Source organism: Dyadobacter linearis (assembly GCF_907165045.1).
Classification (GTDB): domain Bacteria; phylum Bacteroidota; class Bacteroidia; order Cytophagales; family Spirosomataceae; genus Dyadobacter; species Dyadobacter linearis.
The window spans coordinates 54,396-68,964 of the sequence record NZ_CAJRAU010000006.1 but is presented as its reverse complement, the minus strand read 5'-3'; the positions used below and the strand labels follow the sequence as shown (position 1 = coordinate 68,964).

The 14,569-nt window shown below is 44.5% G+C and carries 12 protein-coding genes; 5 read left to right on the top strand and 7 right to left on the bottom strand.

Annotated features, from left to right (window positions below; translation table 11 throughout):
- Nucleotides 1–34 precede the first annotated feature (34 nt).
- From KOD92_RS19500 to KOD92_RS19490, 3 genes are all read left to right on the top strand, one after another.
- A complete protein-coding gene (locus KOD92_RS19500) occupies nt 35–1,876 on the top strand; it encodes a glycoside hydrolase family 2 protein (RefSeq protein ID WP_215235276.1) in 1,842 nt (613 codons plus the stop codon).
- 138 nt (nt 1,877–2,014) lie between these two features.
- Nucleotides 2,015–2,632 carry an acyltransferase family protein gene (locus KOD92_RS19495; RefSeq protein ID WP_215235275.1) on the top strand — a complete coding sequence of 206 codons (618 nt, stop codon included), beginning with the start codon at nt 2,015–2,017 and terminating at the stop codon, nt 2,630–2,632.
- Complete coding sequence (locus KOD92_RS19490; RefSeq protein ID WP_229254762.1) at nt 2,629–3,915, top strand: acyltransferase family protein; 1,287 nt, start codon at nt 2,629–2,631, stop codon at nt 3,913–3,915. Before KOD92_RS19495 ends, KOD92_RS19490 begins: the two co-directional genes overlap by 4 nt.
- A gap of 178 nt (nt 3,916–4,093) precedes the next feature.
- On the opposite strand, the gene infB is transcribed toward KOD92_RS19490, so the two are convergent.
- The 3 genes from infB to KOD92_RS19475 form a co-directional block, all read right to left on the bottom strand.
- The gene (infB, locus tag KOD92_RS19485) at nt 4,094–7,147 is read right to left on the bottom strand and encodes a translation initiation factor IF-2 (protein WP_215235273.1); all 3,054 of its coding nucleotides are present in this window, start codon (nt 7,145–7,147) and stop codon (nt 4,094–4,096) included.
- Between the two features lie 76 nt (nt 7,148–7,223).
- Entirely contained in the window at nt 7,224–8,465 is a 1,242-nt protein-coding gene (gene nusA / locus KOD92_RS19480; protein ID WP_215235272.1) for a transcription termination factor NusA, read from the bottom strand.
- Nucleotides 8,466–8,552: 87 nt separating this feature from the next.
- Nucleotides 8,553–9,035, bottom strand: a complete 483-nt coding sequence (locus tag KOD92_RS19475; protein WP_215235271.1) for a ribosome maturation factor RimP — start codon at nt 9,033–9,035, stop codon at nt 8,553–8,555.
- A 163-nt stretch (nt 9,036–9,198) separates the two neighbouring features.
- Here KOD92_RS19475 and KOD92_RS19470 point away from each other — a divergent pair, with 163 nt between their 5' ends.
- Nucleotides 9,199–10,299 carry an endonuclease/exonuclease/phosphatase family protein gene (locus KOD92_RS19470; RefSeq protein WP_215235270.1) on the top strand — a complete coding sequence of 367 codons (1,101 nt, stop codon included), beginning with the start codon at nt 9,199–9,201 and terminating at the stop codon, nt 10,297–10,299.
- 13 nt (nt 10,300–10,312) lie between these two features.
- On the opposite strand, the gene KOD92_RS19465 is transcribed toward KOD92_RS19470, so the two are convergent.
- From KOD92_RS19465 to KOD92_RS19455, 3 genes are all read right to left on the bottom strand, one after another.
- A complete protein-coding gene (locus tag KOD92_RS19465; RefSeq protein ID WP_229254761.1) occupies nt 10,313–10,624 on the bottom strand; it encodes a DUF4907 domain-containing protein in 312 nt (103 codons plus the stop codon).
- Between the two features lie 38 nt (nt 10,625–10,662).
- A complete protein-coding gene (locus tag KOD92_RS19460) occupies nt 10,663–11,703 on the bottom strand; it encodes a Kelch repeat-containing protein (protein ID WP_215235268.1) in 1,041 nt (346 codons plus the stop codon).
- Nucleotides 11,704–11,867: 164 nt separating this feature from the next.
- Complete coding sequence (locus KOD92_RS19455) at nt 11,868–12,071, bottom strand: hypothetical protein (RefSeq protein WP_215235267.1); 204 nt, start codon at nt 12,069–12,071, stop codon at nt 11,868–11,870.
- A 96-nt stretch (nt 12,072–12,167) separates the two neighbouring features.
- On the opposite strand from KOD92_RS19455, the gene KOD92_RS19450 reads away from it, so the two are divergent.
- Nucleotides 12,168–13,571 carry a DUF4270 family protein gene (locus KOD92_RS19450; RefSeq protein ID WP_215235266.1) on the top strand — a complete coding sequence of 468 codons (1,404 nt, stop codon included), beginning with the start codon at nt 12,168–12,170 and terminating at the stop codon, nt 13,569–13,571.
- Nucleotides 13,572–13,629: 58 nt separating this feature from the next.
- Here KOD92_RS19450 and KOD92_RS19445 read toward each other — a convergent pair whose 3' ends face one another.
- Nucleotides 13,630–14,532: a bestrophin family protein gene (locus tag KOD92_RS19445; RefSeq protein ID WP_215235265.1), complete on the bottom strand. Its 903-nt coding sequence runs from the start codon at nt 14,530–14,532 to the stop codon at nt 13,630–13,632.
- Nucleotides 14,533–14,569 lie beyond the last annotated feature (37 nt).

Below are 14,569 nucleotides of genomic sequence, written 5' to 3'. Positions count from 1 at the left end.
GCTGAAATATTACTGCTTCATTTATTGACACGCAATGCAAAATCACACCAATTACGGCTCGTCCAATAGCAAGGAAGGATCCTTGGATACACAAACTTTTTTAGAAGATCTGCCTCGCGCCGTTCTCAGACCAAACGAATACATTTTGCTGGACGGTGAATGGCAATTTGCGGTTGACCCCGACGATATAGGGGTGTCCGAGAATTGGTATGTCCAGCATCACTATTCGCAAACAGCGCATTGGCCTGGGAGTGTAGAGCAGCATCTGGCTGCCACCCAGCGGGAAACTTCTTCCTGGAAAGATAAGATAGTAGTTTGGTATGAGCGAGAATTTGCATTGCCGGAGCCTGCTTCCTCGGGAGAAGAAGACGATAGCATGCTGCAATTGACCTTTGGCGCGTGCGGATATGAGACCCAGGTTTGGCTGAATGGGCATTTACTTTCGACGATCGAGGGGGAGGCAGTCCATATGGGGGAGTATACGTCTTTTTCGTATGAACTTGAAATGCTGCAAGCTGTCAACAGGCTGACTGTCAGGGTTGCCAGTAGTATGGACGCAGATACCACTCGCGGAAAGCAGGAATCTCACGTTTACAAGCGGGGCGGGATCTGGTATCAGACCTTTACCGGCGCTGTCCGCAGTATTTGGCTTGAAAAAGTGGAACGAAACCGCCTTCGTTCGCGGGTAGGAGTGGTTAGTATTATTGAAGATAATCTGGTGCGGTTTACGCTCACTACCCGTATTCACGATCCGGGCAAATACAAGATCAGGTTGAAAGTCTTTCAAATCATTGATAAACAAGAAGATAGGCTGGCGGCTGAGGATGAATTTGAGCTGACTTTGGAGGCGGGACAAAAATCGCAGCGGCTTGTGGTGGACCTGCCAGATGCGCAGCTCTGGTCGGTAGCTACCCCAAATCTGTACCGGCTGATCGCTCAGCTTGTAGACGAGAAAGAGACCATATCTCAGATTGAGACTAAATTCGGTCTTAGAAAATTCGAGGCGAGAGGCAGCCGGATGTATCTTAATAACGAGCCTATCTATCTGGACGGAATTTTGTACCAACCGGGAAATTCCACTTATGATCAGATCAAAAAGCACTTGCTGGCAATGAAGGAATTGGGTTGTAACCTGGTTCGAATCCACATTGCTGGCGTGGACCCTCGCATTTACAAGCTGGCCGACAAGATTGGTATGCTGCTTTGGGTAGAAGTCCCCAGCCCGCACCAGTCCACGATGAAGAGTCGCGAAAATCATCAGGCAGAATTGATGCGCATGCTGACATTGATCGGAACACATCCCTCTGTGGTGATATGGAGTCTTTATAATGAAGACTGGGGCGCGCAGGATATTGCGCATAATGTTGAAACCCGCCAGTACATAATTAATATGTACCACTACATGCAGATCGCCTACCCACAATTCTTAGTTGTGGACAATGACGGCTGGCAGCACATTTCCTTTGAGGGCCGGCTCAAATCTGATCTGTTGACTGCACATTTATACACGCCCGACCTGGAAAATTGGAAAAGAATGCTCGATGAGCTGACTTCCGGCAATATGCAAACTGTTGCAGCTTTTCCGCTTGTTGTCGGTGATCCTTACTTTTTTAGAAAGCAGGTGCCGCTGGTTGTAAGTGAGTGGGGTGGTTTTGGGTTCAAAGATTACGGTGGCCCCGCAGACGATGCCGCCCGTGCCACCCAGATCAGTCTATTCAAAGCAGAGCTAAGAAAGCGCGCGATCTCAGGCGACGTTTACACGCAGGCAACCAACATCGAAGATGAAAGAAACGGCCTGATCGACCCTGAAACGGGCGAGTTGAATGTTCCTGCGGGGTTGCTGGCTTCGGGTGGGGGGAAGGTGAGCATTGCGTGAGATCTAAATGTGAGTATTTCCCAAAAAATAAAGTATCTGGTTACCAGATTCAATTTATCTCCGAATCAATTTTTACCTATTTTTGAAAACAAACTGTTTAGGAATAGATAACAGTACTCAACGAAATTTCATTTTTAAATGCCCATTAATACGAAAGAGTTTAGATATGACATCAATGCTCTTCGAGCGCTGGCTGTTCTAGGTGTTGTTTTGTTTCACTACAAGGTTCCTTATTTTCAAGGTGGTTTTTCAGGAGTCGACATATTCTTTGTGATTTCTGGATATTTGATGACCAGAATCATTATCCGGGGATTGGCGAAAGGCAATTTTTCGGTAATCGAATTTTACAGTCGAAGAGTTAAAAGGATATTGCCAGGATTATTATTCCTAATTCTGTGCTTGACCGTAATAAATTTTTTTCTGTACCTACCTGTTGATTATTCCGATTTCGTCAAAAACGCTGCGGCAAGTGCAGTATTTTATTCAAACATATTATACTACAAAAGCGATTACTTCGATGCGTCATCGGAGAACAACATGCTTCTCCACACTTGGTCTCTTTCAGTCGAGTGGCAGTTTTACTTGATACTGCCCTTAGTCCTAATGTTGGTAAATCGATTTTTAAAAAATGATAGGAGAGGATATTTAGCCGTCTTTCTTATCGCAGCCGTGCTGATTTTTGTTGGTTCTTTGTTTGCTACCGATTATCGGCCCAATGCTTCGTTCTATTGGTGCCAACGAGGTGCTGGGAAATGATTTTTGGTGGACTTGCCTTTTTCGCAGAAGATTTTGTAAAAATTCGCCGCAAAAAATTATTTAGCACGGCAGGCTACCTATTGTTGTTTGGATGCCTGTTAGGACTTAATAGTCAAATGAAATGGCCAGGGATATTTACTCTAATTCCGGTGATCGGTACATTCCTTATAATAATAACCGACTCTAACGAGAGTCGCATCCTGAGGTCACCTGCGATACAATTTCTAGGTAAAATATCGTACTCGTTGTATTTGTGGCACTGGCCAATTTATGTAATAGCGAGATATTTGGGACTATTGGAGCATTTAGTTGCAGTTCCGGCTATGATGTTCCTCTCTATTGGTCTTGCGTATATTTCGTTCCGGTTTATCGAGTCTTTCAGTTTTGAGTCTAGCAAGAAGATAATAATTGCAATGATGTTAACTGCGGGTGTCACTTTGCTTATATCAGATAAGAACTTGAATAAGGGGTTATTTAAAAACGAAACTTTGCTGATTTCAAACTATCCGAAAACTCATCTTAGAGAAAGAATTAAGCAATTCAATACCAAGGTATGCTTCATATCGACAACTAACACTCACTTCAATAAAGAAAAGTGTCTGGCTTTGAGCACCAAAAATAAGAACTTCCTTTTATTAGGAGACAGCCATTCTGCGCATTTGTCTCAGTCGATGCGGAATAAAATGGAACAGGCAAATATTAATTTGACTCAGGCATCAGCGAGCGGCTGTATGCCCATTTTGCGAAAGAATGGTGAAAGAAATTGTTCGGAACTCATGAACTATATTTTTGACGAATTTCTCCCTAAAAATGCTGGTTTCATAGATGGTGTAATTATCAGTGCAAATTGGGTGAATGGGATCGAAAAAGGCTTACAGATGTCTGACATTCATGCGACAATAACTCAGCTCGAAAATCTAGGTCTGAAAGTGATTCTCCTGGGGCAAAATGAGACGTATATTGTACCGTTTGCGTCACTTGTTGCAAGAGAATATGAGTATGGCATAAGTCTGAGTAAGAACTTTTTAGAACCGCATTCAGCAGAGGCAAACGAGCGCTTGAAAAGGGAGTTTTCGAAACAGTATATTGAGATTTATGATATAGAAGGCATAGCTAAATTATCTGAGAATCATATTCCTTATATGTCTGATGAGAATCACTATACAAAGTATGGAGCTGACCATGTGTCAAATTTTATCTTCGCGGATCTGAAATTTCAGAATTTCATAGGAGTGGGTTTAGTCCAACCAGATCTGAAAAATAGGGCTGTATCTTCATTTTGAAGTGTATTAGTTCTCAGTTTACAGCTAATCGTTAGGCGCTATACAAATTTCTAAGTTAGTACAGGAGGAAAACTGCATATTCACACGAAATGTAAGTATCTAACAAAAATAGATCCCAGCTTCATTTGCGGCTGGGATCTATTTTTAACTATTTTTCTAATTGGACAACTTCCTATCATCAAAGCGTTCTCTTCACCTCGCGAAGCTCGAAGCTTTCGATGATGTCGCCGACTTCGATGTCGTTGTAATTTTTGATACTCAGACCACATTCATAGCCGTTTCTAACTTCCTGAACGTCGTCTTTGTAACGTTTCAGTGAGTCGATTTCGCCGGTATAAAGTACGATACCATCTCTAACCACACGGATTTTGTTATTGCGTTTCACGTAACCGTCTGTTACATAACATCCTGCAATCGTACCGATCCTGCTGATTTTGAACACCTCGCGGATTTCGATATTACCTGTGATAATCTCCTCGATCGTCGGTGCAAGCATACCTGTCATCGCATCCTTAATCTCCTCGATCGCATTGTAAATAACCGAGTAGTGGCGAATTTCGATCTGATCCTGCTCTGCCATTTTCTTCGCATTCGAAGAAGGACGAACCTGGAATCCAACGATGATCGCGTCAGCGGCGATGGCAAGGTTAACATCCGATTCAGAGATCTGACCTACCGCTTTGTGGATGATATTTACCTGAACCTCATTAGTTGAGAGTTGCAGCAATGAATCCGAAAGTGCTTCCACAGATCCATCCACGTCACCTTTGACAATCAGGTTTAACTCACGGAAACTACCGATTGCCTTACGACGGCCAATTTCTTCCAGTGTAATGTGTTTGCGGGTCCGAATCGATTGCTCTCTCTGGATCTGCTCACGCTTGGTAGCAATATCACGCGCGTCACGCTCATTCTCAAAAACGTTGAAACGGTCACCTGCCTGTGGCGCTCCATTCAAACCAAGTAGCTGTACTGGCATAGATGGTCCGGCGGTTTTAAGCTTTTTACCAAGGTAATCGGTCATCGCTTTCACTTTACCGAAGTGCGCTCCCGCAAGAACCACATCTCCCACTTTCAATGTACCGGTTTCAACAAGGATTGTAGTAACGTATCCGCGTCCTTTATCCAAAGATGCTTCTACTACTGTTCCAATCGCGCGTCGGTTCGGATTTGCTTTCAGCTCTAACAATTCAGCTTCCAGCAATACTTTCTCTAAAAGAAGATCAATACCTAAACCGGATTTGGATGAGATTTCCTGGGTCTGATATTTACCACCCCATTCTTCCACCAAAATGTTCATATTGGCAAGCTCTTCGCGTATCTTTTCGGTGTTGGCACCGGCTTTATCTATTTTACTGAATGCAAATACGATTGGCGCTCCTGCAACTTGTGCGTGGTTAATCGCTTCACGCGTTTGCGGCATGATGCTATCGTCTGCTGCAATCACGATAATAACAACGTCAGTAACCTTTGCACCACGGGCACGCATCGCGGTAAATGCTTCGTGACCCGGTGTATCCAGGAACGTAACCTGCTTACCCGTTTTAGTTTTTACACTATATGCACCAATGTGCTGCGTAATACCACCAGCTTCACCACTTGCTACGTTTTCCTGACGGATATAATCGAGTAGAGATGTTTTTCCGTGGTCAACGTGACCCATTACGGTGACGATTGGTGCACGATCGATCAGACTTTCCTCCGTATCAACTTCTTCTACTACATCGTTCTGAACTTCCTCTTCCGCCGAAATGAATGCTACTTCGAAGCCAAATTCGTCGGCAATGAATGTAATCGCTTCTGCGTCAAGGCGCTGGTTGATCGAAACGAACATACCCATGCTCATACAAACAGAGATAACTTCCTGAACGGTAACGTCCATCAGTGAAGCAAGGTCGTTGGCCGAAACGAACTCGGTAACGCGCAATACTTTTGTTTCCTCTTCACCCAGGCCGTTGGGATCGTTCTGATCTGCGCGATCACGGCGACGTCCGCCTTTCCCGCGGGCCATATTTCTGGTGTTTCCACCGCCCATACGGGCCATGGTTGCCTTGATATTGTCAGAAACTTCTTTGTCAGAAACTTCTTCGCGTCTGCCGCCTCTTCTGTTATTGGTACTACCTGCACGGTTACCGGTACTTGGCCTGGCATTAGCCGACTGTGTACCTGGTTGCGCGGGTGTAGTTCCGGCAGCAGGAGTACTTGTTCTGTTTCCTGTCGTCGTAGTGCCCTGCGTTCTTCCGGTTGTCGACGCAGCGTCGGTGGTAGTAGTAGCCGGTTTGGTTTCACCTGGTACCGCTGATCCGTCACGGATTCGCTTGCGTTTTCTGCGACGTTTTTTATCAGCCGCAGAGTCGCTGGACGCTACGGGATCTTTTTTCTTAGCTTTATCAGAAGGAAGTTCAATTTTTCCAACAACACGAAGTCCACGAAGCTGCTCGCCACGTGCTTCTATCAGCTCAGAACCTGCCGGCTCAACGGCCGCCGCGATTTCAGGTTGGGCCGAAGGTGTCTCTGCTTCAACTTGTGTTTCTTTTGGAGCTTCCGGAGCAACAGCAGGTTTTTCAACTTCTGCTTTCGGTTCAGTGACAGGTGTTGACTCTGCAACCACCGGCTCGACCGGTTTTTCAACTTCCTGAACTTTAACTGGCGCTTCGGGCGCTTTCTCAGCCTCCGGCTTTGGTTGCGACTCAGCAGGTTCAGGCTTCTCTACCACTTTTGCGACAGGGGCCACTATTTCCGGTTCTTTTGCAACAGGAGGAGCGACCGGTTCAGGCGCAGGAGTAGGTTTCGCCTCTTCTACCGGCGCAGGAGCTTGTGGCTGAACAGAACGTTTCTGATCCAGATCAATTTTGCCTACAACCTTGATACCAGGCAACCTGTTTTCAACCACAGGCTGTGGCACAGCAGCTTTTTCTTCTTCTACTGCGGGCTTTTCTTCAGGTTTTTGGGCATTACGGAAATACAGGATCCCGTCAACATCACTTTTGACTTTATCCTCTTTTATTTCAACAGGAGCCTCTACCGGCGCAGGTCTCTGAGTAAGTGATGACCGAAGGTCGTCAGACTTGAAATCCTTGGCTAGAAACTCGATTTGATCAGAATTGACTTTGGTATTTGGATTACTTTCCACCTTATACCCCTTGGCAGACAGATGATCCACGATCGTAGTAATTCCCACGTTCAGGATCCGTGCCACTTGGCTAAGGCGCATCATTTTATCTTCTGCCATATTAGCAATTAATAGAAAAAAAGTTTTGCATTATCGCAGTCCTGGTCACTATGGCCGGGCATGCCAGTTTATTATATTATTCAAATTCTTTCCGTAGTATTTCCAGTACTTCTTCGACTGTCGCTTCTTCCAGGTCAGTTCTCCTAACAAGTTCTTCTTTATTAAGAGCCAGGACACTTTTAGCAGTATCCAAACCTATCTTATGCAGTTCACTGATAATCCATTCGTCGATTTCATCAGAGAATTCAGTCAAATCAACATCTTCGTCATTCTGCTCCTCTACATCTCTGAATACATCAATTTCCATCCCTACCAGCTTGCCTGCAAGCTTGATGTTCTGGCCGCCCTTCCCGATTGCGAGTGATACCTGATCCGGCTTTAAGAATACCGAAACACGTTTTGCATCACGATCGATCTGCATTGAACTAACCTTCGCAGGGCTTAATGCACGGCTGATCAACAGTTCTAGGTTATCAGTATAATTAATGACGTCGATGTTCTCATTTCCAAGTTCCCGCACGATCGAGTGTATCCTCGAACCTTTCATACCCACGCAAGCACCCACCGGGTCAATTCTGTCGTCGTAAGATTCAACAGCTACTTTCGCACGTTCCCCTGGTTCACGAACAACTCTTCTTACTGATATAATTCCATCATAGATCTCAGGAATCTCAACTTCGAACAGCCTTTCAAGAAACATCGGTGATGTTCTCGACAATGTGATTTTCGGCGATCCGTTATTCATTTCCACTTTATGGATCACAGATTTAACGGATTCTCCTTTGCGGAAACGGTCTTTTGAAATCTGCTCGTTACGCGGTAAGGAAAGCTCGTTTCCTTCCGAATCCACGATGATCACCTCGTGTCTGAGTGTCTGATAAACTTCTCCGGTGATCATTTCACCAACCTGATCCTTGTATTTCTCGAACATGATTTCTTTTTCCATGTCCTTGATTTTCTGGATCAGTGTCTGACGCGCTGTTTGAACAAGTCTGCGGCCAAATTCTACCAGTTTAACTTCTTCTGCCACTTCTTCACCTACTTCAAAATCGCTCTGGATCTTGCGGGCTTCTGCAAGGGGTATCTTATTATAGTCCCAGATATCCTCCGAGTTATCGTCAACGATTTCCCTGGTGCGCCACATTTCGAGGTCACCACTTTCAGGGTTAATAATTACATCAAAATTATCGTCCGTGCCATATTTCTTGCGAATCATGGTACGAAATACCTCTTCTAAAACACTGATCATGGTTGGACGATCAATGTTTTTAGAGTTTGCAAACTCCGCGAATGATTCAATTAATATTCCGCTATCCATTGCTTATTTAAAGAATATTTGCTGATACTAAGTTATACATATTATGTCATTGATTACAAGACAGTAAAGGCTTTCCGTCCTGGAATCTCATTTAAATGATATTTCGACTAATGCCTTTGCTATCTCATCCAGAGAAATTTTTCGTTCCAGCAGACTTTCATCAACGGGCGTTTTAGATTTCTTTTTCGGCAACGGTAGTTTGATATTGATCTCTTCCTCGCTGGCATCGGTCAAAGCGCCACTGATCACTTCCCCTGTTTTCAAGGTAACTTTTAGATTCCTTCCAACATTTTTCTTGTATTGTCGCGGCAGGACCAGGGGTTGATCCAAACCAGGTGAAGAAACTTCAAGTGTGTATGCCTCTGTGATCAGATCCAGTTCTTCGAGTTGCTTGGCCAGCCGGCGACTGATAGAAGTGCACTGCTGAATTGTAATCCCTTCATCACTGTCTACCAGAATCGATATTTTCTGGCTAAGCTTGGAAGGCTTGGTGACAATGTCAACTAAATAACAATCACCATCTTCCAGTAATGGAGCCAATAAAACTTCTATATTTTCCTTTATTGTCATGAAGACTTTGTGCAAATAAAAAAGGGGATTGGCGTCCCCCTCAATCAATCGATCAAAATAGAATAGGATGCAAAGGTAAAACTATTTTATCACATCTACAACTGACGGAAGGTCTTCAAAATTGATATTCAATGCCTATTTTTGCCAAAAGAACATAGATTTGATGGGTAGTATTGAAAAGTTTTTGTGGTTTTTATATAAGTGTTTTGCATTCTATACACTTGTCGTTTATGCCCTGATCCTGTGGATTCCTTTTGATGGCTGGGTGGCGGGATTTATGATGATGTCATTCCCCATCGTAATCCTGGTTCATGTCATTTCTTTGCCGGTTTGGTTTGTTGTTAAAAAGCAAAAGGCACTGTTGCCGCTGGCATTGATCTTGCTGGGAGGCATTTTTCTGGACAGGACTTATGCTTTCGGAAATTCACGTAGTGGAGACGAACACGACTCTGCCGGTAGTTTCCGGGTGCTGAGCTACAATACCCAGGTTTTCATGCGCAATGCGGGTACCAGCGATGATGTAAGGAAAGAGCAGGTCAGGGAAATGAAAAACTGGATCGCTGAAAACGGCGATGTGCTTTGTATGCCAGAGTTTTATGACGAAGGTAGGGCGATGTTTAAGACCACCAAATACTTCGAAAGCCGCGGTTTCAGGCATTCTGTCAGATATGAGCACGCGCCAATCAGGTGGGGGCAATATGTTGGACTCGCTCTGTTTTCAAAGTATCCTATCGTCAGCAGTCAGGATACGATTTTTGAGGCGCAGAACGGGATGATCAGGGCTGATCTAAAAATAGGTAAGGATACGGTACGGATTATCGCGCTGCATTTATATTCGATGACCTTGGATCTTAACAAACTTGCTCACCAGAAAAAGGTAGACGGCGTGGTTAAAGAGGGTAGGGTAACCCTGAGCAGAATGAAATTTGGATTTAAGAAGCGCTCCCAGGAAATCAAAGCTTTGCAGGCTTGGGCGGAAGATTCGCCGTATCCGGTGATTGTGTGCGGGGATTTTAATGAAATACCCTACGGATATGTATATGGTAAAATGCGCAAAAGCTTTGCGAATGCATTTGAAGACAAGGGTAGCGGGTTCGGGTTCAGCTTTGGGAAACTGCCTTATTTCATCCGCATCGATCACCAGTTCTATGATTCAGACAAACTAGAACTACTTGATTTTCAAACCCACAGAAATGTAAAATATTCAGATCACTATCCGGTTACAGCCAGCTATCGATTTGGTAGTGCTAAAAAATCGGAGTAGTCAATTCGCCAGCTCAATATTTCACGCCCAGACTATCAAGTTCCCCGGGTGAAACAGTTGGAGGGAAAATGCCCTGATCCAGCTTTTTCTTCACAAGCAGACCAGTGCTCTTTGCCATTTGCTCAGATTGAAAACCCTGGTTACCAACAATCCCAGGCGGGGTAAGCTGCTCAATGACGGGCACCGAATCCTGATAAATCCTGTATGCCCAGCCAGCCTGGCCCTGGAATGTTTCTACTTTGAACAAAGAGCGGCCCTGGCCGTTACTGCTCTCTTCTGTTTTCTTTTGAAAAATGAGAAGATAAGCTGCAATAGCCAGGGCCATCGTACTCAGTATTATAATTATGCTTTTATTCTTCCTGATCACTGATTGTCGTCATCGTTTGTTGCGGCAGCAGGATCGAATGCCCAGAAATCATCTGTTCCAGCAGAACCAGACGCGCTACCTGTGCCGAAATACCCTACGTTACCAATCGCGAAACCTGCCGCGTAACCTCTTGCCAAACCAGCAAATGGTGCCATTTCAGTCCATGTGTTGGTTCCCGGAACGAATTCCCAAACATCAGATTTGTTTTCTCCGCCGATGATGTAAGCTTTTTCGCCAAGAACAAATGCGGTTGCATTGGTTCTTGTAGTGAATGCTTCCTTCACGTCATCGTTCGGGAATGCAATGCGTGACCATGCGCCACGTCCGGCATTTCCAGCCGCATCAAAGCTATAAAGATCGTTTGTGAACGCTGTTGAATTGCTTCTTCCAAAACCAACATAAGCTTTGCCAGCCACAGAGAATGAAGTAGCGCCGCTGCGCTTACCACCAATGAATGTTGCAATTTCAGTCCATTTGTCAGTTGCAGGATTGTATTCATAAAAGTCCTGGAAGTAATTGCTTCCGTTGTAACCCAGTCCTACATACCCTTTGTTGTTAGCTACAAACGCAGTCGCGCCCTGACGGGTGCCAGGAAAGTCTGCGATTGCTTTCCATCTGTTGGCAGCAGGATCAAACTGATAGAAATCTTTTTTATACCCGTTATCAACTGTTCTTACATCATCATAACCTGTTCCCACGTAAGCTTTTCCGTCCAAAACGAATGCCGCAGCATCAGCGCGGCCAGTTCCTGGGAAAGGAGCTACCTGTGACCATATTTTTGAGCCGGCATTAAATGCCCAGAAATCTTTAACTCTTGGTACTGTTTCGTTGGTATAGCCTGTTCCAATATAGCCCACCTCGCCAATTACAAAGCTCACTGAGCGGGTTCTGCCTGATCCTCCGAAACTTGGAAGATCCCTTCTGTACCAGTTACCCATTTTATCCGCTTCCGGATCATCATCTTTACAGCTAAATGAAACGATAGCGACAGATGCAACTAGAATGGCTAACGAAGTCTTTTTTAAGGTATTAAACATGAAAAAATATAGTTTGACGAATTGTTACAATTGAATACTGATAAATGAACAGACGCGGCACAGAGCGCGGTGAAAAGGTTTTTAACACTAATTTTTTGCAAACATAATAGCTTGGAGGGGCTAAGTAAAAATTATAAGCTCTTTTTTGTCCAAAACTTTGCCGGTCAGTCCCATTTAACGCGCAACTCAATGCATTGTTGTTGGGTATTCCCGACGTCCTTGATGATGACTTCCGGCTGCATTTGGTTGTAATACCCCGCCGCATTTTGCGTTTGTAAATAGTCCTGCCACTCTTTCAACCGATCGTGCGTATTGTTTTTTAGCGTCTGTTGAAAAGGTTTACGCCGGCTGCTTAAAGTTTGTTGCAACCAATTCGAGTTTTCTGTTGCCTCCTAATTGTCTAAATCATATTGTAATTAAGCTTACATGTGATAGTTTTGCATTTTTTACTGTTCTTGCTATAAATGAAATTGAATTACAAATCCGTCAGAGCTTCCTTAGCAGCATATAATCTGGTGTTTATATTAGGGTTGTCTATCTCGATGTCAGCCTGCGATTGGGGAGATCAGATAGAATCACTGGTTCAACCCAATCAAGATGATTTTGCAGTATTGTTTTCAGATACTTCCACGGTCCTGTTATCGACTGTTATTACCGACTCTGTGATGACAGGATCGGCGCAGCGAATGCTGGTAGGGCGTTATGTTGACCCTTATTTTGGAAAAATACAAACCTCTACTTTTTTCCAGCCGGGTACCCAGTCTAGCGTTACTGTTGCTCAGGAGGCAGTTTATGATTCATTGATCTTCTCAATTTATTACGACAGGTACACGTACGGAGACACAACCAAACCGCTGAATCTGACCGTACACAAGCTGCTGACAGATCTTGCAACCGATAAGAATGCCTATTTCAATTCCAATTCGACTGCCTTCGAACCTACTCCGATCGGCCGGGCCACGGTAGTGCCTTCACCAAGAAGACAGCAAAGGCTGGTGATTCGATTATCGGATGTTTTGGGAAAAGATATTTTTGCAAAAGCGAAGACCAATCAGATCCCGTCCAATACAGAATGGATTAATCTGGTGAAAGGATTAGTTTTAAGAAACGCGCCGACAGATAATGGAGCGATCGTCGGATTTATTACTGCCAGCGCAGCCCTTCAAATGCATTATCACACCCCCCGGGCCGACGGTGTGAGTAAAGACTCGACTGTTTTCAATAATAACGCACTCTATAACCAGGTGCTTACCGACCGCACAGGTACTCCCACGGCGAATCTGCCAGTAACTAAAAGGCTTGCTCAGCCTTCTGCTGCAACAGGCAATATGTCGTTTGTTCAGGCGGGGCCAGGTTTAATGACGCGGGTTGATCTGCCTTATTTGAGAGGTTTGAAAAATATAAAATACACTGCTTCCAATAAAGCATTTCTGCGCATAACACCTAAAAGACAGTCCGTTACGAATCTGTACCGCGCGCCGGATTCGCTGGTTGTGTATCGGGTGGACAAAAACAATGAATTCTATCTGGGACAGACAGGATTTCCCTTGCCGCTACTAAGTTTAGGATCACAAGTTCCTGCTTACGGCAGATATATCGTCGATATGGTCACAAACAGAGAATATTATCTGATCGATATCAGTTCTTATGTGACTGAATTACTGGCGAGCGAAACAGGTGATGTGGGTGGTTTGATCTTGCGTACTTCCCAATTCAACGAACAGCTTCAACGGTATAGTTCGACTACTTATCCTGCGTTGGGAACAACTTTCACAAATAGCTTCAACAGGCTCGTTATCGGTGACCAGCAAAGTGATGATCCGGGAGTCAAGCTGGAACTTTACTACACTACGATAAAGGTTCAGTAAAATCGAAATTAGAGAATATCAAAACGGCTGTCAGTTTCTCACTGGCAGCCGTTTTCTTTTACATGACAACACCATCTTTCGGCAGGATCTTTTCAGGGATCTTGTCAGCGCCGATCAGTTGTAGCAGGTTAATTTCAATTGTGCGCGATAACGAGGTCATCGGAATATCGTTCGGTCCGTTCTCAAAAGGATTTTGCAGAATATAGGCGATCCATTCTACATAAAAGAACAGAAACGAAATAATGAATGTAACCGGAATGGCGATCCTGCCGATACTTTCAACCAATCCCATCGGCAGTATGAGCGTGAAAATAAAGATCACCAGCAGTACAAAAAAACTGTATTGAGTTGGAAATACGGTGTTTTTGATCCGCTCACATTTTCCCATTGAATCGCAAAGTCTTCCCAGAGTCTGGTCAATGTTCTGGTACAGCAGTGTTTCGATCTTGCCCTGCTGGTGCAGCTCGCTGATCTTGAACTGGATCAGGTTCAGTATTCCGTTAGGAATGTTATCCTGATCTGCCACATAATCATGCTCAACCTGGGTCAGGTGCAGATCCGCGTAAACCAGAACCTTACTTTTTCTCAAAGAATTGGTCAACGCGTAGCACCAGGCAATTTGCAGGTGGGCGATATTGGATATGATTTCATCCTTTTCTGCCCGCTCAGCCTTGATAAACGCGCTGCACTGCCTTACCAGCGTGCGGCTGTCATTAACGATCTCACCCCACACTTTGCGGCCTTCCCACCAGCGATCATAAGCAGAGTTGGTCCTAAAACCCAGCAGCAGCGAAAGCGCAGTACCCAGAATGGTGATAATTGAAATAGGGAAGGAGAGGAAGTGCCAGTTTTGGTAACTGAACAAATAGAAAACTGCTGTGGCGTAGGCTGTTACGACAACAACACCGCCCCAAATGCCCCTTAATAACCTCCAAACGGAGAAGACTTGCTTTACGTACATTGTTAAATTAAAGTTCGATTTTGAATGGATAACAAAA

Excerpts from the sequence above, each read along its gene's own strand:
- KOD92_RS19500 (WP_215235276.1), top strand. The coding sequence starts at position 35 with ATGCAAAATCACACCAATTACGGCTCGTCCAATAGCAAGGAAGGATCC.
- KOD92_RS19495 (WP_215235275.1), top strand. The coding sequence starts at position 2,015 with ATGCCCATTAATACGAAAGAGTTTAGATATGACATCAATGCTCTTCGA.
- KOD92_RS19490 (WP_229254762.1), top strand. The coding sequence starts at position 2,629 with ATGATTTTTGGTGGACTTGCCTTTTTCGCAGAAGATTTTGTAAAAATT.
- infB (WP_215235273.1), bottom strand. The coding sequence starts at position 7,147 with ATGGCAGAAGATAAAATGATGCGCCTTAGCCAAGTGGCACGGATCCTG.
- nusA (WP_215235272.1), bottom strand. The coding sequence starts at position 8,465 with ATGGATAGCGGAATATTAATTGAATCATTCGCGGAGTTTGCAAACTCT.
- KOD92_RS19475 (WP_215235271.1), bottom strand. The coding sequence starts at position 9,035 with ATGACAATAAAGGAAAATATAGAAGTTTTATTGGCTCCATTACTGGAA.
- KOD92_RS19470 (WP_215235270.1), top strand. The coding sequence starts at position 9,199 with ATGGGTAGTATTGAAAAGTTTTTGTGGTTTTTATATAAGTGTTTTGCA.
- KOD92_RS19465 (WP_229254761.1), bottom strand. The coding sequence starts at position 10,624 with ATGGCCCTGGCTATTGCAGCTTATCTTCTCATTTTTCAAAAGAAAACA.
- KOD92_RS19460 (WP_215235268.1), bottom strand. The coding sequence starts at position 11,703 with ATGTTTAATACCTTAAAAAAGACTTCGTTAGCCATTCTAGTTGCATCT.
- KOD92_RS19450 (WP_215235266.1), top strand. The coding sequence starts at position 12,168 with ATGAAATTGAATTACAAATCCGTCAGAGCTTCCTTAGCAGCATATAAT.
- KOD92_RS19445 (WP_215235265.1), bottom strand. The coding sequence starts at position 14,532 with ATGTACGTAAAGCAAGTCTTCTCCGTTTGGAGGTTATTAAGGGGCATT.